At 56.6% G+C, this 16,343-nt stretch carries 14 protein-coding genes; 9 read left to right on the top strand and 5 right to left on the bottom strand.

Features of this window, described 5'->3' with window-relative positions; translation table 11 throughout:
- Positions 1-76 precede the first annotated feature (76 nt).
- Positions 77-652: a manganese efflux pump MntP gene (gene mntP, locus HZZ01_RS17055; RefSeq protein ID WP_179898715.1), complete on the bottom strand. Its 576-nt coding sequence runs from the start codon at positions 650-652 to the stop codon at positions 77-79.
- Between the two features lie 316 nt (positions 653-968).
- Here mntP and HZZ01_RS17050 point away from each other — a divergent pair, with 316 nt between their 5' ends.
- On the top strand, positions 969-1,211 hold the full coding sequence (locus HZZ01_RS17050) for a DUF1158 domain-containing protein (RefSeq protein ID WP_136197670.1): 243 nt from the start codon (positions 969-971) through the stop codon (positions 1,209-1,211).
- On the opposite strand, the gene HZZ01_RS17045 is transcribed toward HZZ01_RS17050, so the two are convergent.
- Positions 1,201-2,637 carry a PLP-dependent aminotransferase family protein gene (locus HZZ01_RS17045; RefSeq protein ID WP_179898714.1) on the bottom strand — a complete coding sequence of 479 codons (1,437 nt, stop codon included), beginning with the start codon at positions 2,635-2,637 and terminating at the stop codon, positions 1,201-1,203. The two genes, HZZ01_RS17050 and HZZ01_RS17045, sit on opposite strands and share 11 nt — an antisense overlap.
- Before the next feature lie 57 nt (positions 2,638-2,694).
- On the opposite strand from HZZ01_RS17045, the gene HZZ01_RS17040 reads away from it, so the two are divergent.
- From HZZ01_RS17040 to HZZ01_RS17030, 3 genes are all read left to right on the top strand, one after another.
- The gene (locus HZZ01_RS17040) at positions 2,695-3,150 is read left to right on the top strand and encodes a carboxymuconolactone decarboxylase family protein (protein WP_179898713.1); all 456 of its coding nucleotides are present in this window, start codon (positions 2,695-2,697) and stop codon (positions 3,148-3,150) included.
- Between the two features lie 511 nt (positions 3,151-3,661).
- The gene (mqo, locus tag HZZ01_RS17035; RefSeq protein ID WP_179898712.1) at positions 3,662-5,278 is read left to right on the top strand and encodes a malate dehydrogenase (quinone); all 1,617 of its coding nucleotides are present in this window, start codon (positions 3,662-3,664) and stop codon (positions 5,276-5,278) included.
- Between the two features lie 126 nt (positions 5,279-5,404).
- Positions 5,405-7,789, top strand: coding sequence for a phosphoketolase (locus HZZ01_RS17030; protein WP_179898711.1), 2,385 nt, complete (start codon positions 5,405-5,407; stop codon positions 7,787-7,789).
- On the opposite strand, the gene HZZ01_RS17025 is transcribed toward HZZ01_RS17030, so the two are convergent.
- Complete coding sequence (locus HZZ01_RS17025; RefSeq protein ID WP_179898710.1) at positions 7,786-8,373, bottom strand: LysE family translocator; 588 nt, start codon at positions 8,371-8,373, stop codon at positions 7,786-7,788. The genes HZZ01_RS17030 and HZZ01_RS17025 overlap by 4 nt on opposite strands.
- Positions 8,374-8,508: 135 nt before the next feature.
- Here HZZ01_RS17025 and HZZ01_RS17020 point away from each other — a divergent pair, with 135 nt between their 5' ends.
- The gene (locus tag HZZ01_RS17020; protein WP_179898709.1) at positions 8,509-9,996 is read left to right on the top strand and encodes a PLP-dependent aminotransferase family protein; all 1,488 of its coding nucleotides are present in this window, start codon (positions 8,509-8,511) and stop codon (positions 9,994-9,996) included.
- On the opposite strand, the gene HZZ01_RS17015 is transcribed toward HZZ01_RS17020, so the two are convergent.
- Positions 9,963-10,586, bottom strand: a complete 624-nt coding sequence (locus tag HZZ01_RS17015) for a glutathione S-transferase family protein (RefSeq protein WP_179898708.1) — start codon at positions 10,584-10,586, stop codon at positions 9,963-9,965. The genes HZZ01_RS17020 and HZZ01_RS17015 overlap by 34 nt on opposite strands.
- Before the next feature lie 106 nt (positions 10,587-10,692).
- Here HZZ01_RS17015 and HZZ01_RS17010 point away from each other — a divergent pair, with 106 nt between their 5' ends.
- Positions 10,693-11,541 carry a PhzF family phenazine biosynthesis protein gene (locus HZZ01_RS17010; protein WP_179898707.1) on the top strand — a complete coding sequence of 283 codons (849 nt, stop codon included), beginning with the start codon at positions 10,693-10,695 and terminating at the stop codon, positions 11,539-11,541.
- A gap of 39 nt (positions 11,542-11,580) precedes the next feature.
- On the opposite strand, the gene HZZ01_RS17005 is transcribed toward HZZ01_RS17010, so the two are convergent.
- Positions 11,581-12,339 (bottom strand): SDR family NAD(P)-dependent oxidoreductase, encoded by a 759-nt coding sequence (locus tag HZZ01_RS17005; RefSeq protein WP_179898706.1) that lies wholly within the window; start codon positions 12,337-12,339, stop codon positions 11,581-11,583.
- Between the two features lie 115 nt (positions 12,340-12,454).
- On the opposite strand from HZZ01_RS17005, the gene HZZ01_RS17000 reads away from it, so the two are divergent.
- The 3 genes from HZZ01_RS17000 (at position 12,455) to HZZ01_RS16990 (ending at position 16,023) form a co-directional block, all read left to right on the top strand.
- The gene (locus HZZ01_RS17000) at positions 12,455-13,354 is read left to right on the top strand and encodes a LysR family transcriptional regulator (RefSeq protein ID WP_179898705.1); all 900 of its coding nucleotides are present in this window, start codon (positions 12,455-12,457) and stop codon (positions 13,352-13,354) included.
- 45 nt (positions 13,355-13,399) lie between these two features.
- On the top strand, positions 13,400-14,419 hold the full coding sequence (yhjD, locus tag HZZ01_RS16995; RefSeq protein ID WP_179898704.1) for an inner membrane protein YhjD: 1,020 nt from the start codon (positions 13,400-13,402) through the stop codon (positions 14,417-14,419).
- Between the two features lie 272 nt (positions 14,420-14,691).
- Entirely contained in the window at positions 14,692-16,023 is a 1,332-nt protein-coding gene (locus tag HZZ01_RS16990; RefSeq protein ID WP_033780906.1) for an MFS transporter, read from the top strand.
- Positions 16,024-16,343 lie beyond the last annotated feature (320 nt).

The raw sequence follows: 16,343 nt of genomic DNA, 5'->3' as shown, positions 1-16,343 counted from the left end.
GTATAGCCTCTGTGCGTTTTAACAGCAAATAAATTTGAACCAGATCACAAAAATGACGCTTTTATGTGCAAAAGCCCTAGGCGGTGTAGCCAAGATGCTGCAACAGAATGGTGGAGCCGACAGCGATTAAAACCACGCCACCCAGCACTTCTGCCCATTTGCCCAGTACCGGACCGATAAAGCGTCCGACTAATACACCGGTCGTCGCCATCACCGTGGTGGCAGCACCAATGGTCAGCGCAGTAGTGAGAATGTTCACCTGCAGGAAAGCCAGACCAACACCGACCGCCAGCGCATCCAGGCTGGTCGCGACGGCGGTGGTCGCCAGGACCATAAAGCCATGACTTTGCGGGGCTTCACAAGGTTCTGCGACGGCTGTCTGACGAAAACCTTCCATCATCATACGGCCACCCAGAAATGCCAGCAGGGTGAAGGCAACCCAGTGATCCCACGCCATGATGTAACGGCTGGCGGCCAGGCCAAGCGCCCAGCCAATCAGTGGGGTCAGCGCTTCAATAGAGCCGAAGATCAGACCGGTACGCAGCGCTTCTTTAAAACCAGGACGATGCAATGTGGCACCTTTGCCCAGCGCAGCGGCAAACGCGTCCATCGACATACCCAGCGCAAGAATTAAAGTGGCAATAAAGGTCATGATTTATTCACCTGGGGCGAAAAAGCGGCAATTCACGCTGAATTCACCACACAAAGTGTTCAGTTATGAAAAAGTGGGCGCAGTCTACCACGCAAACCTCAAGATAAAAAGACAGTAAAATCAGGGCTTTAAGTATAGCAAAGGCTATAACTCTTATCATTCGCTATGAATGGCGCTAAGTCGATGGTGGCAAAGCCTTTTCTGGCCGTTTCCTTTGCCCTGCAATGCGCCCTGGGCGCGTATTGCCGCACGCCACCATTGAACCCTGTCGCCGATTACCGGAAAATGCCTGGCTGATAAATATGAGATACCGGTTATGAATAACCCTTTTGAAACATTGATCGTGCCTGGCGGCATTTTGCTGCTGGGTTTTCTCTCGGCGCTGCTGCTGCCCGCGCCCGCCTTTAGCGTGACGGTGGCGCAGCATCTGTTGCAGATGTTCCATTTACAGGATCTGAATCAGCTCTACACGGTGGTGTTTTGCGTCTGGTTTTTGCTGCTGGGCGCCATAGAGTTTTTTGTTATCCGCTTTGTCTGGCGTCGCTGGTTCAGAGGCTGACCGCCTGCGCATCGACCAGGGCTTTTAGCCGTTCGGCGCTGCGCGCGTAACCTTCACGCGGCAGATGTGCCGCACCCAGCACCAGACCCGCACCGCGCTGATCGGCCTGCTGATACCAGATCGACAGCGGCGAAGGTGCCATGCCCCACTCCACCGCCTGCTGCGCAATGGCCTCATCCGGCGTACCGGCGGGTAAGCGGACAATCACCGCCAGCCCGGCACGTTGCAGGTCAGGAAAGTGAGGATGGAGCGCCGCGATCATCTGTTCCAGTCGCTCATGATAGATGCGCTTCATGCGCCGAAGATGCCGCATAAAGTGACCTTCCCGCAGAAACTCCGCCACCGCGTTGTGCAACAATCCTGAGGATGCAGGCGAAAGCAACGCGCAGACCTCGCTGAAGCGCGACGTCAGCGCGGGCGGAACCACCATAAAACCCAGCCGCAGTTGCGGCGTCAGCGTCTTGCTGAAGGTACCGATGTGCAGCACCCGCCCCTCGCTATCGAGTGCTGCGAGTGCCGGAGCCGCACGGTTGCCGGGCTGAAGCTCGCCGAGATAGTCATCTTCGATAATCCAGCGCTGCTCCCGGCTGGCCCAGTTCAGCAATTCATGGCGGCGTACCAGGCTCATGGTCATGCCAAGCGGCGCCTGCTGTCCCGGGGTGACCAGCGCGAAAGCGGCATCCGGCGCGCGGGCAATCCCGGCCTCCACCTGCAACCCTTCAGCATCAACCGGCACGGAAACCGGCGTGACACGCAATGCTTCAACCGCGCGACGTGCCACCCAGAAGCCGGGATCTTCCAGCCAGGCTGTTTTTCCCTGAAAATCCATCGCCAGCCCAATCAGGCCCATCGCGCCCGCATAACCGCTGGTGATAATGATCTGGTCCGCCTGACAGCGCAGGCCGCGTGCCACCGCCAGGTAGGCCACCAGCGCCTGACGCAGCGCTACGCTACCGCGCGGATCGGGATAGCTGGCCGCTCTGCTGGCCTGCATGCGCGCATGACGCTGGAGAATGCGCAGCCAGACTTTCGCCGGGAATGCATCGCTGGCCGGAATGCCCATCTGAAAGGTCAGCGGTGCCGCGTCATATTCTTCTGCGCCCTCCAGTAGCAGACGTTCAGTATTAGCACCGGCCGGTTTTAGCGGTAGTAATGCGCTGACAAAGGTGCCCGCCGCGCCTCTGGCCTGCAGAAACTGACCCTCAACCAGCATGTCATAGCTGGCACGAACGGTGCCGCGCGCTACGCCGAGCTGCGCCGCCAGATCGCGGCAGGAGGGCAGACGTGCGCCGGGCTGTAAACGCCCTTCACCAATCGCCTGTTCAATCAGCTGGCGCAATTGCTCGCTGAGGCCGCGTGAAGTGCCACGCTGCAGTGTGAGTGTAGAAAACGGTGATGGACCAGTCAGACTCTCATTTTTTGGCACTTTATCTGCTCCATTGAAAGGCCGAAAATCGCCTCATCAACCCCAGGAGGCAATAAGATGAGCGAACGTATTGATTTTCACAGTGCAGCACCGGCAGGCATGAAAGCGCTGGGCGGCGTATACAGTTATCTGGCGCAAACCGATCTGCCGCTCACTTTACTGGAACTGCTGTTCCTGCGCATATCCCAGATTAACGGCTGCGCCTACTGCATTGATATGCATACCAAAGCGCTGAATAAATCGGGTATGAGCTGGGATAAGATTGTACTGACATCTGTCTGGCATGAATCCGGCACGCTGTTCAGTGATAAAGAAAAGGTGGCCCTGCACTGGGCTGAATGCCTGACACTGATTGCTCAGCAGGGCGCGCCAGACACTCGCTATAACGCACTGAAAGTCCACTTCAGTGAAAAAGAGATTGTCGATCTGAACATCGCAATTGGCCTGATGAACACCTATAACCGCATGGCGATAAGTCTGAAAAAGCTCCCTGCCAGCGCGAATCAGTCATAAGTGAATCCGATGCGTGCGCGGGTGCGAACGCATTTTAAGACTCACAAAAATGTAACATTATTTTTACAACAGAGGGCGTTAAGGCTCTCTGCTCCCGATTCCTGTTATTCCTCGCTGCATAATAAATCGCTAAATTTCAGCTAATTAAATAATTCCGCCCTGTTCGCATCCTTTCCGCCACTGCACCAGCATGGGGCTTTTCCGCAACATGGATTTTCAGTTAACTCACTGACTTACCTCTAAAAAAACGCTAATACGCCACTGAGCCTGATGATTAATTCTTATGCTGAATCATTTCTGCATTTAAAAAATAAACTAATGTTTAATTCAGATGCGAGAATGTTATATTCAGATGACTAAGCATAACGTTCAGTTAACGCGTTATCACCGCTTTAACCCTATACCTGAGACTTAACCTTTGAGAAATAGCGCAACGCGCTCGTAAGAAGCGTGACTATTTCGCCTGCGAAACTGTTGGGCTTCAGGTCAACAGAAGAGGAGATGTCGCCTCATGAGCAATTCAGCTGTAAACCTTGCGCTCGCGATGAGTGCCATGGCAAAGGACACCACTATTACCGCGCAGGAGCGCAAAGACGTTGACGTGCTGCTGATTGGTGCTGGTGTGATGAGCGCTACCCTCGGTGCATGGCTGCAGGAGTTAGAGCCGGACTGGTCTATCGAAATGGTGGAGCGGCTCGATAGTGTGGCCGAAGAGTCATCCAATGGCTGGAATAACGCGGGCACCGGTCATGCGGCGCTGGCGGAGCTGAACTATACACCTCAGCAGACCGATGGCAGCATCGACATCTCCAAAGCGATAACGATCAACGAATCGTTCCAGATTTCCCGCCAGTTCTGGGCTTATCAGGTCCAGAAAGGCAATCTGCGCAATCCTAAAAGCTTTATTCACAGTACGCCGCACATGAGCTTTGTCTGGGGTGACGACAACGTCGACTTCCTGCGCAAGCGCTTCCAGGCACTGCAGAAAAGCACCCTGTTCCGTGGCATGGCCTACTCCGAAGATCCGCAGCAGATTGCCCGCTGGATCCCGCTGGTGATGAATGGCCGTGACCGCAGCCAGAAAGTGGCTGCGACCTGGACGGAGATGGGCACCGATGTGAACTTCGGTGAAATCACCCGTCAGTTAATCGCCACGTTAGAGAAGAAAGAGAATTTCCAGCTGCGTCTCCGTCAGGAAGTGCGTGAGCTGAAAAAGCGGGCTGATGGTCGCTGGCAGGTCACGCTGCAGTGTCTGAACAGCGGCACGCGTCGCACGCTGACCGCAGGCAAAATATTTATCGGAGCTGGCGGCGCGGCGTTACCGCTGTTGCAGAAGGCCGGCATTCCGGAAGCCAACGGCTACGCCGGTTTCCCGGTAGGTGGTTCGTTCCTGGTCACGGAAAACCCGCAGGTCGTCGAGCAGCACATGGCCAAGGTCTACGGCAAAGCCAGCGTGGGTGCGCCACCCATGTCCGTGCCACACGTCGACACCCGCGTGCTGGATGGCAAGCAGGTGTTGCTGTTTGGCCCGTTCGCCACCTTCTCGACCCGGTTCCTGAAGCAGGGTTCGCTGATGGATATGTTCACCTCGCTGAACAGCAGCAATATGCTGCCAATGGTTAAAGTCGGGCTGAAAAGCTTTGATCTGGTGAAATACCTGATGGATCAGGTACTGCAAAGCGACCGCGACCGTATGGACGCGCTGCGTGCCTATGTGCCACAGGCGAAACAGGAGGACTGGCGCCTTGTCACAGCCGGTCAGCGTGTGCAGATCATCAAAAAAGATGAGAAAGAGGGCGCTGTGTTGCGTCTGGGCACCGAAGTCGTCGCTTCACAGGATGGTACGATTTCAGCTCTGCTGGGTGCCTCGCCGGGCGCGTCTACGGCAGCACCGATCATGCTGGAGCTGCTGCACAAGGTCTGTCCTGAGCAGATGGCTTCGCCGGAATGGCAGAACAAAATCCGTGCGGTAGTCCCCTCCTGGGGTCGTAAGCTGAACGGCGACGTGGCGCTGACAGAAAAAGTGTTAGCTGAAACCAGCCGTATTCTCCAGCTTGACTACTCGCCGGTCACCCCGATGGCGGCCAACGATGAAGGACGGGAAACCGCATTCGTCGTCGGCAAGTAATTCAGCGTCATTGATAAAAAGGCTCCGCATGGCGGGGCCTTTTTTATTGGGCGGTTGCCTGGTCGTTCCGAGGATTCTCTATTAGGGTTAAGACATCTTTTAACTGAACGATCAGGAGGAACCCGCATGTCTTACTCCCCTGCGTCACCCGAATTTACCCTGCTCGACCGCTACTGGCGGGCGGCGAATTACCTCTCCGTCGGACAGATTTACCTGATGGATAACCCGCTGTTGCGCGAGCCACTCAGGCCGGAACATATTAAACCGCGTCTGCTGGGTCACTGGGGCACCACGCCAGGTCTGAATTTTATCTATGCCCACCTCAACCGTGTTATTCGCCTGCGCGACCTGAATATGATCTACATCTGCGGGCCAGGTCATGGCGGCCCCGGCATGGTGGCGAATACCTGGCTGGAGGGCAGCTACAGCGAAATTTATCCGCACATCTCTCAGGATGCGGCAGGCATGCAGCGCCTGTTTAAACAGTTCTCCTTTCCGGGTGGCATTCCCAGCCATGCGGCGCCGGAAACGCCCGGCTCGATTAATGAAGGCGGTGAGCTGGGCTACTCACTCTCTCATGCCTTTGGTGCGGCCTTCGATAATCCCGATCTGGTGGTGCCGTGCGTGATTGGCGATGGCGAAGCGGAGACCGGGCCGCTGGCCTCCAGCTGGCACGGCATCAAATTCCTCAATCCTGAACGTGACGGCGCGGTGCTGCCGATTCTGCATCTTAATGGCTACAAGATTGCTAACCCGACGCTACTGGGTCGAAGCAGCGATGAAGATCTGCATCAACTGTTCAGTGGCTACGGCTATGAGCCGCTGTTTGTCTGCGGGCATGAGCCGGAAAAAATGCATCCGCTGATGGCGGAGGCACTGGATAACGCCTTCAGTAAGATCGCTGAGTATCAGCGTGAGGCGCGCAGCGGCAACGCCAGCACCGACGTGCCGCGCTGGCCGATGATTATCCTGCGCAGCCCCAAAGGCTGGACCGGCCCAAAAACGGTCGATGGCAAAAAAGTGGAGAATTTCTGGCGCGCGCATCAGGTGCCGGTCGCGGCCTGTCGTGAAGATGAAGGTCATCGACAGATCCTTGAAACGTGGATGCGCAGCTATCAGCCCGACGACCTGTTTGATGAACAGGGTCGCCTGAAGCCAGAACTGCAGGCGCTGGCACCGGAAGGCGAAAAACGCATGGGGGCTTCGCCTTATGCCAATGGCGGCCTGCTACGCCGTGAGCTGGATGCACCTGACATTGCGGAGTTTGCCTGCGATGTCAGCGAGCCAGGCACGGAGATGGCGCAGGCCACTGAGCATCTGGGGCGCTATCTCAGCGTACTGTTCCAGCGGAACCGCGATAATTTCCGCCTGTTTGGCCCGGATGAAACCGCCTCTAACCGCCTGACACCCGTCTTCGATGTGACCAGCCGCACCTGGCTGGAGCGAACCGAGCCGTACGATGAGCAGCTGGCGCGGGATGGCCGGGTGATGGAAATCCTCAGTGAGCATCAGTGTCAGGGCTGGCTTGAAGGCTATCTCCTGACCGGTCGCCACGGGCTGTTCAACTGCTATGAAGCTTTTATTCATATCGTCGATTCAATGTTTAACCAGCACGCCAAGTGGCTGAAAGTGTCGCGTAAACTGGGCTGGCGTAAACCGATCTCGTCACTGAATTATCTGCTCTCTTCGCACGTCTGGCGTCAGGACCACAATGGTTACAGCCATCAGGATCCGGGCTTTATCGATCATGTCGCCAACAAGAAAGCGGACATCGTGCGCATCTATCTGCCGCCCGATGCTAATACGCTGCTGTGGGTGGGCGATCACTGCCTGCGCACCTGGGATCGGATTAATGTGATTGTGGCGGGCAAACAGCCTGCGCCGCAGTGGCTGGATATGGCCAGTGCGGTGACCCATTGTGAAGCGGGTATGGGCGAGTGGCGCTGGGCGGGCACCACGCCGGAGAATGACCAGCCGGATGTGGTGATGGCCTGCGCCGGTGATGTACCGACTATGGAAACCATGGCGGCGGTGGATCTGCTGCGTGAGATGTTGCCCGAATTGCGTATCCGCGTGGTGAACGTGGTCGATCTGCTGGCGCTGCAGCCGGAAGATCAGCATCCGCATGGCAAATCTGATGCGGAATTCGACGCACTGTTTACCCAGGATAAACCGGTGATTTTTGCCTTCCACGGCTATCCGACGCTGATACATCGGCTGACCTATTCACGCACCAATCACCGCAACTTCCATGTGCGCGGCTTTAATGAAGAGGGAACCACTACCACGCCATTTGATATGACGGTGCTGAACGAGCTTGACCGCTATCATCTGGCGCAGGAGGCGATTCTGCGCGTGCCGGGCCTGGCCGATGCCCATCCGGAGCTGCTGGAAGATTTACAGCAGCGTCTGGCGGAGCATCATCGCTATGTTCGTGAACATGGCGAAGATTTGCCGGAAGTACAGAACTGGAAATGGCCGTCGGCCACCGCGCCGGGTGCACCTGATTAAGCGGCCAGCAGCGCGTCGGTCAGCATCCAGATGGTGGTCGCCACCAGCGACAGCGCCATCAGGCTGTTAAACAGCTGACGCTTCCAGGCAATCTGCAGATGGCTGCGCAGGCGATCGCCCAGCGCAGCCCAGATCAGGATGCAGGGCAGATTGAGCAGCATAAAGCCGATCATCACCGTCAGCACGCCGTTGCTGCCGCTGTAAAGCAGCGCGACGTTGGTGGCCATCAGCCAGGCTTTAGGATTGACCGCCTGGAAGCAGGCGCCGCCCACCAGCGTCATCGGCTGTGGGCGGGTTCGCGCTTCGGGTGCACCGGCGCGAAAAATCTTCCAGGATAACCACATCAGATAGCTACAGCCTGCCAGCGTCAGCGGCAGGCGAATCGCCGCCATCCAGTGCAGTAACACCTCCAGCGCCATGCCAGCCATCACCGTCTGCACCGCACAGCCCACTAGTATGCCGAACACCATCGGCAGGGTTCGCCGCATGCCAAAATTGACCCCGGAGGTCGCCAGCAACAGGTTGTTCGGGCCTGGCGTAATGGACATCACGGTAACGTAACTGAAGAAAGAGGGATCGAGCATGATGGCTCTCCTGAAAAGTGGGCAGAATTCTATGCTACGGCGGGGAAAGGGATGGTAACAGTGACATAAAATCACTATTGTTATGGATACAGTTCTTATTAACAGCAATTGTACCCATCCAGACCGGAGGCGACTGTGTCCCTTGCTCCTACTTCCGATCAGCCGCTCTATCAGCAGCTGGCAGACAGCTTCGCTGAGGCCATCCATCAGGGCACGCTGAAACCGGGCAAACGCCTGCCGGCGATTCGCCGTGTTGCCCAGTCACACCAGGTTAGCGTCAATACGGTGCTCAACGCCTGGCAGATGCTGGAAGATCGCGGGTTGATTGAGGCGCGACCGCAGTCGGGCTATTACGTGCGCGGCGTGTTGCCTGCCGTAACCCGTCACGGTCAGCATAAGACCCGGGTACGCGACCCCAGCAGCGGCAAGCTCGACCTGATCGATAAGGTATTTGCGGCGCAGAATCATCCGGACTACACCAATATCTCTCTGGCCTGCCCGCAGGATAGTGAACTGTTTCCTGCGGTGCGCATCGCCCGGATTACGGCCTCCTTGTTGCGCCGTCATCCCAACATGATCGGTCGCTATGCGCTTCCGCCCGGTAGTGAGCGCTTACGGGAGGAGATCGCGCGACGGGCGCTGCACGCCGGGCAGACGCTCACCGCCGATGAGATCACCCTGACTCATGGCTGCATGGAGGCACTTCAGCTGGCATTGCGGGCGGTTACGCAGCCTGGTGACTGCGTCGGGCTGGAGTCACCGACCTACTTCTTCCTCTTCCCGCTGCTGGCCTCGCTCGGCCTGAAGGCGCTGGAAATCCCCACCGACCCGCAGCATGGGCTGTCGCTGGATGCACTGGAGATGCTGCTGCAGGAGCAGCGCATTAAGGCACTGATTGCGATGCCGAGCGCGCAGAACCCGCTGGGCTGCGGTATGTCGCTGGAGAACAAGAAGCGGCTGGCGAAGTTAGTGAATACTTACCACGTTCCGCTGATAGAAGATGGGCTATATGACGAGTTGCAGTTCGACTGGCCGCTCTCGCCCGCCGTGAAAGCCTTTGATCGCGATGGCTGGGTGATCTACTGCACCAGCTTCACCAAAACTGTGGCCCCCGATTTCCGTATTGGCTGGACCGCCGCTGGCCGTTTTCATGATGCGATTGCCCGGCTGAAAGCAGTGTCATCGATGGCCGAGTCCGCCCTGCTGTCTGAAACGCTGGCGGAGTTTCTCGCTTCCGGCGGTTACGACCACCATTTGCGCACGCTGCGCCGTCGTTACGCAGCTAACCTGGATGAGGCGCGGGGTCTGATCGCCCGCTACTTCCCGGAGGGCACGCGCGCAACGCTGCCGCGTGGCGGCTTCGTCTTCTGGGTCGAGTTACCGGGCGGCGTGAATACCACCGAGATGTTTGATCGACTGCTGCAGGAGCAAATTTGCGTCACGCCTGGCGCGCTCTATTCACTGAGCGAGCGCTACAACCATGCGCTGCGACTCTCCTGCTGCTATCCGTTTGATGCGCGCTACTCCCGGGCAATTCAACGCGCGGGTGAAATCGCCTGTGAACTGGCAGGAATCCCGAGCGGCGAGGCTCAGGGTGTACCGTTGCGGCCCCAGACGGTATAGCCGCGACGTTCAGTCAGGCGCTCATAATAATTGCGCACCGCAGGGTAATCGGGATGGTCGAGCGGGGTTTCAAACCAGCGGTTCACCGCCAGACCGATCGGAATATCTGCCAGCGTGAAATTACGCCCGGCAACGTAGCGACCGGTTTTTTCCAATTGCTGATTGAGAATGCTCATGGTGTGTGCCCAGCCTTTACTGGCTGCCGCCAGCAGACGTGGATCCTGATGAGCCGGTGAATTTCGCACCAGCGACATAAATGCGTAGCGCCAGGAGGTGTTGAGTTCGGTGGCTTGCCAGTCTATCCACTGATCCACAGGCGCCCGCGTTTGCGGATGATGAGGATAGAGCCACTCGCCGCCATAGGCATTCGCCAGATAGCGCAGAATGGCATTGGACTCCCACATCACAAAGTCATCATCTTTCAGAACCGGCACCATCGCATTCGGATTCAGTGCCATGAATTCCGGCAGGTGGGTTGAGCGGAAGCCGTCGCCCCACTCTTCGCGCTGATACGCAAGGTCAAGCTCGTCACACAGCCATAAAACTTTTCGCACGTTGATTGAGGAGGCGCGTCCCAGGATCGTTAGCATTCAGAGTCTCCGGTAAAATCTTTAACTTATTGATAACGCTGTTAGCTGTTATAAGCAATCATCCGGCAGAGAAAAGGCCACACTGAACCCAGAGCAAGGAGTCACAATGAAGGTCGCGTTTAAGCAAGTCGATGTGTTTACCTCATCCGCCTTTAATGGCAATCCGCTGGCGGTGATTATGGATGCTCAGGGGTTAAGCGATAGCCAGCTGGCAGCGATTGCCCGCTGGACTAACCTGTCAGAAACCACCTTTGTGCTGCCGTCACAGCACGAAGAGGCGGACTACCGGGTACGTATTTTTACCGTGGAAGGCGAGCTGCCATTTGCCGGTCATCCGACGCTGGGCACCGCGCACGCGCTACTGGAGGCGGGCTGGCCAATCCGTACACCGGGTGAAATTGTGCAGGAGTGCGGCGTCGGTAACGTGACGGTAAAGATGAGTGAAACAGGTGAACTGGCGTTTGCCGCACCTGCTGCCACCCTGATGCCGTGGCAGGATGCGCTGATGGGGAACGCCTTTAACAGCAATGCGTTCGATCTGACGCAAAGCCCGACCATCGTGGATATGGGAATTCGCTGGCTGCTGGTACCGATGATCTCCGCCGAGGCCGTGCTGGCGCTGCAGCCCAATGTCAGCGATTTGCAGCGCCTGATTAAACATGCAGGTGTGGCGGGCGTGATGCCGTTTGGCCGCTTACCTGAGGGCGAGCCTGAGCAGTATGAAGTGCGTGGCCTGCTGGTAGAGCATGGTAGCCTGACCGAAGATCCGGTGACCGGCAGCGCCAACGCCTGTCTGGCGCGTTACTTCGCAGCGGCAGGCCATACCACCGCCTATCGCGTTCGCCAGGGAACGGCCCTGCAGCGTGCAGGCCGGGTGAACGTATCTTTCGCCGGTGAGACCATCTGGATTGGCGGCAATACGGTTACCGTCATCGATGGCACCATTACGCTGTGAAAGGCGGCGGCGTCGTGTTAACCGCGACGCCGCCCGCCGTTAAATTCCCTGACCGCCTGACGCTTCAATACGCTGCGCGGTAATCCAGCCGGTTTCGTCACTCAGGATCGCACTGATGGCATCGCCGATATCATCCGGCAGTCCGACCCGGCCAAGCGCCGTCAGTCCGGCAATCTGATCGTTAATCTCGCGGGTGTCGCGTACACGGCCACCACCGAAGTCGGTCTCTATCGCGCCAGGCGCCAGGATATTGACGCGAATGCGCCGTTCGCCCAGCTCTTTCGCCTGATAGCGCGTCAGGACTTCCATCGCCCCTTTCATCGACGCATAGGTCGAAGAGCCAGGATAGACCAGCCGGGTCAGGCCGCTGGAAATATTCAGGATGCGGCCGCCGTCGTTGATCAGCGGCAGCAGCTTCTGGGTGAGAAAGTAAGGCCCTTTAAAATGCACATTAACCAGCGCATCAAATTCCGCCTCGGTGGTGTCGGTAAAGGGCTTGTAGTGTCCGTGACCGGCATTGTTCACTAAATAATCAAAGCGCTCACATTGCCACTGCTGCTGAAGCGCCTGATTCACTTCTCCGACAAAGCGATCGAACTGGCCGGTTTCGCCGACATCCAGGGCCAGCGCCACGGCGCGCCTTCCCAGCGCCTCAATTTCCTTTACGACCGCCTGCGCCTCATCGGCATGGCTGCGGTACGTCAGAATGATATCGGTGCCTCTGGCAGCCAGTTTTAAGGCTCCATTTCGGCCTAAACCACGGTTTCCACCGGTAATTAACGCTATTTTCTGATTCATCGCTCTCGCCTGTTGAAAAATTGAACACGGGTTAAGGATATTCGCGAATTATTGATCTATAAACAGGGTTAAACGCGCATCACTGTTTCAATAAAGACAACAATCGGTGAACAACATGGACAAAATTCACGCAATGCAGGTGTTTGTGCGGGTGGCCGAAATGGGCAGTTTTACCCGCGCCGCAGAGAGTTTAGGCGTACCAAAAGGCAGCGTATCGCGACAGATTCAGGCGCTGGAGAATCAAATGGCAACACGTTTGCTGCATCGCACCACGCGCCGGGTGCAGCTGACCCAGGATGGATTAGTTTATTACGATCGCTGTCTGGATTTATTGTCGATGATTGACGATTTAGACAGCCTGTTCCAGCACGAACCCGCCTCACTCAGCGGTAAACTGCGGGTCGATATGTCGGTAGCGATGGCCACCGGTTTTGTCCTGCCAAGGCTGCCAGAATTTTTGCAGCACTACCCCGGTGTGGAGATTGAGCTGAGCAGCAGCGACCGGCAGGTGGATGTTATCCGCGAAGGGTTTGATTGTGTACTTCGGGTCGGAGAACTCAAAGATTCAGGCCTGATTGCGCGAAAAATTGGTACCCACACCTTGATCAACTGTGCCAGCCCTGGCTACCTTTCGCGGTTCGGCATGCCGACGCGTCTCGAAGAGCTGTCGCAGCATGCGATGGTGCATTACAGCCAGCAGCTCGGTCAGGCATCACCCGGATTTGAATATTTTGATGGCAGGCAGTGCCATTACGTTCATACCGGCGGCGTGGTGACGGTGAACAGTACTGAAACCTATCGTGCCGCCTGTCTGGCAGGATTAGGCATTATTCAGGTGCCTGCCGCCGGGATTCAGACATTACTGGAAAGGGGCGAGCTGGTGGAAGTGTTGCATCGCTTCCCCGCCAGACCGATGCCAATCCATCTGCTCTATCCGCACCGCCGCAATGTGGCACGTCGCGTGCGGGTATTTATGGAGTGGCTGAGTCAGGTGTTACAGGAGTACGTCACCTGAGCGGCTATACTTTGATTTTAATGATAAACAGGACAGTGAAGGTCTATGACAGACAAGCAGGAAAACCCACAGGATTTGCAGCCACATAAGCCGCTTATCGACATTAAAACCGGCAATCACACCGTGGATGAATCCATTGATCGCGTGTCGCGTTTCGCCACCTGGTTTCAGGCTATTCCTGCGGTGGCGCATTTTATCCGTGCCCTTGACCGCTTTAACGATCGGCTCGGCAGCCAGTTTGGTGCGGCCATTACCTATTTCTCGTTTTTGTCGCTGATTCCCATTCTGATGGTGTCATTTGCCGCCGTGGGTTTTGTGCTGGCATCGAATCCGGATCTGCTGACTGATATCATCAACAAAATTGTCAGCAGCATCAGCGATCCGACGCTGGCGACCACGTTGAAGAATACGGTGAATACCGCCATTCAACAGCGCGCCACCGTGGGTATCACCGGTTTACTGCTGGCGCTCTACTCCGGTCTTAACTGGATGGGCAACCTGCGTGAAGCGATTCGTGCCCAGTCGCGCGACGTCTGGGAACGCAAACCGGATGACAAAGAGAAAATCTGGAAACGTTACATCCGCGATCTGCTATCGCTGGCTGGCCTGATGCTGGCGCTGGTGATTACGCTGTCGCTGACCTCGGTAGCCGGTTCTGCGCAGGCCTCTATCGTGAGTGCACTGGGCCTGGATGGCATCGACTGGTTACGGCCTGCACTGACCATCATCGCCACTTCGATTTCTGTCATGGCTAACTATCTGCTGTTCCTGTGGATTTTCTGGATCCTGCCGCGTCATAAGCCGCGTAAAAAAGCACTGTTCCGCGGCACACTGCTGGCGGCAATCGGCTTTGAGGTGATCAAGTTTGTCATGACGCTGACGCTGCCGAAGATGGCGACGTCGCCTTCCGGTGCGGCCTTTGGTTCCGTACTCGGCCTGATGGCGTTCTTCTACTTCTTTGCCCGCCTGACGCTGTTCTGTGCGGCATGGATCGCCACGGCCAAATATAAAGATGACCCACAGATGCGCGAAGGGGGCAGCGCCTCCCGACACAAAACATCGTAATCCGTTAACAACAGCGGAAAATATCACCCCTCGGCTATTTTTTCATCAGATAACAGGATGAATAGCTGAGGGGTCACTTTTATTTAGCCCTTTCTTAGAGTATCCCGCCAGATATCGTCCGGTTTACCCCGGTATCACCCGCTATTCGCAGTACCACACAAATTATCCACTTTTCACCCGCTGAAGCCAGACGCGGCGCGGGTTTTCATCATTGAATGCGCTCTGGCAGATGCGTAAGATTCTTTGTCTGTATTTACAAATAAGAAACAGTTATGCAAGCCTCTCTCACAGACACGCTCGACAAACAGCAGGATCCCACGCCGGTTAACTCACGCAGTAAAGTGGTGATTGCCTCGCTGGTCGGTACGGCCATCGAATTCTTCGACTTTTATATTTATGCCACGGCTGCGGTGATTGTTTTCCCGCACATTTTCTTCCCGCAGGGTGATGCCACGGTCGCGACGCTACAGTCGCTGGCCACTTTCGCTATCGCCTTTATCGCGCGTCCGATTGGCTCAGCGGTGTTTGGTCATTTTGGCGATCGCGTGGGTCGCAAAGCCACGCTGGTTGCCTCGCTGCTGACCATGGGCATTTCTACCGTGGTAATTGGTCTGCTGCCCAGCTATGAGACGATCGGCGTGATGGCACCGCTGCTACTGGCGCTGGCGCGTTTTGGTCAGGGACTGGGGCTGGGCGGTGAATGGGGTGGCGCGGCGCTGCTGGCGACGGAAAATGCACCGGCAAAGAAGCGTGCGCTTTATGGTTCGTTCCCTCAACTGGGTGCGCCGATTGGCTTTTTCTTCGCTAACGGGACTTTTTTGCTGCTTTCATGGCTGCTGACCGACGAGCAATTTATGCAGTGGGGCTGGCGCGTGCCGTTTATTCTCTCTGCAGTGCTGGTGTTGATTGGCCTCTATGTCCGCGTGTCACTGCATGAAAGCCCGGTGTTTGCCAAAGTGCAGAAAGAGAAGAAGCAGGTTCGCGTGCCGATTGCGGCGCTGCTGAGCAAGCATCTGACCGCCACGATTCTCGGCACCTTTATCATGCTGGCGACTTATACGCTGTTCTATATCATGACTGTCTATTCGATGAGTTATGGCACCACGGCAGCGCCTGCTGGTCTGGGCATCCCGCGTAACAGCATGCTGTGGATGCTGATGCTGGCGGTGATCGGTTTTGGCGTGATGGTGCCGATTGCCGGTTTGCTGGCTGACCGTTTTGGTCGTCGCAAGACGATGATTACTATCACGCTGATGATAATCGCGTTTTCGTTCCTGTTCCCGGCGATGCTCGGTTCGGGTTCGCAGGCACTGGTGATGGCGTTTCTGCTGCTGGGTCTGAGCATTATGGGGCTGACGTTTGGCCCGATGGGCGCGCTGCTGCCAGAGCTGTTCCCGACGGAAGTGCGTTATACCGGCGCATCGTTCTCCTATAACCTCTCCTCGATTCTGGGTGCCTCCGTTGCGCCTTATATCGCGACCTGGCTGAATGCGCATTATGGTTTGCAGGCGGTGGGGCTGTATTTGGCATCGATGGCCGTACTGACGCTGATTGCGTTACTCGCCTGTAAAGAGACACGTAATCAGACGCTGTATGACGTTTAATCCGATTGGATGAAGATCAGTGAAACCCGGCAGCCGCCGGGTTTTTTTATGGATTGGATTCAGTAAACAGAGGGGGCATCAGGGGATAGACATGACCCCTGAAGGGCTAAAAAGCATCGCCCTGAGGTCAGGCGAAAGGCTCAGGGATGAGGTGCGTAATCGCGCGGGCCGAGCATGCCAGGGATGGCGGGTTTTGCGTCTTTCCGATCTGACCGTATTGCCTGTACAGGCTCGATCTTACAGCGAAGCAGGCAGTGCAGGCACCGTTCCTACAGCGAACCTTCCAGGCAGTGTTCACAAATAAAAAACCCCGGCAAGCC

Origin of the sequence: Pantoea sp. WMus005 (assembly GCF_013415305.1) — a bacterium.
GTDB classification, from domain to species: domain Bacteria; phylum Pseudomonadota; class Gammaproteobacteria; order Enterobacterales; family Enterobacteriaceae; genus Pantoea; species Pantoea rara.
Note: the sequence above shows the minus strand (reverse complement) of the source record. Positions and strands in the feature narration are given on the sequence as shown.

Coding starts and splice junctions, on each gene's coding strand:
- HZZ01_RS17000 (WP_179898705.1), top strand. CDS start 12,455: ATGGACAAAATTCACGCAATGCAGGTGTTTGTGCGGGTGGCCGAAATG.
- HZZ01_RS17050 (WP_136197670.1), top strand. CDS start 969: ATGAATAACCCTTTTGAAACATTGATCGTGCCTGGCGGCATTTTGCTG.
- mntP (WP_179898715.1), bottom strand. CDS start 652: ATGACCTTTATTGCCACTTTAATTCTTGCGCTGGGTATGTCGATGGAC.
- yhjD (WP_179898704.1), top strand. CDS start 13,400: ATGACAGACAAGCAGGAAAACCCACAGGATTTGCAGCCACATAAGCCG.
- mqo (WP_179898712.1), top strand. CDS start 3,662: ATGAGCAATTCAGCTGTAAACCTTGCGCTCGCGATGAGTGCCATGGCA.
- HZZ01_RS16990 (WP_033780906.1), top strand. CDS start 14,692: ATGCAAGCCTCTCTCACAGACACGCTCGACAAACAGCAGGATCCCACG.
- HZZ01_RS17010 (WP_179898707.1), top strand. CDS start 10,693: ATGAAGGTCGCGTTTAAGCAAGTCGATGTGTTTACCTCATCCGCCTTT.
- HZZ01_RS17015 (WP_179898708.1), bottom strand. CDS start 10,586: ATGCTAACGATCCTGGGACGCGCCTCCTCAATCAACGTGCGAAAAGTT.
- HZZ01_RS17005 (WP_179898706.1), bottom strand. CDS start 12,339: ATGAATCAGAAAATAGCGTTAATTACCGGTGGAAACCGTGGTTTAGGC.
- HZZ01_RS17025 (WP_179898710.1), bottom strand. CDS start 8,373: ATGCTCGATCCCTCTTTCTTCAGTTACGTTACCGTGATGTCCATTACG.
- HZZ01_RS17030 (WP_179898711.1), top strand. CDS start 5,405: ATGTCTTACTCCCCTGCGTCACCCGAATTTACCCTGCTCGACCGCTAC.
- HZZ01_RS17040 (WP_179898713.1), top strand. CDS start 2,695: ATGAGCGAACGTATTGATTTTCACAGTGCAGCACCGGCAGGCATGAAA.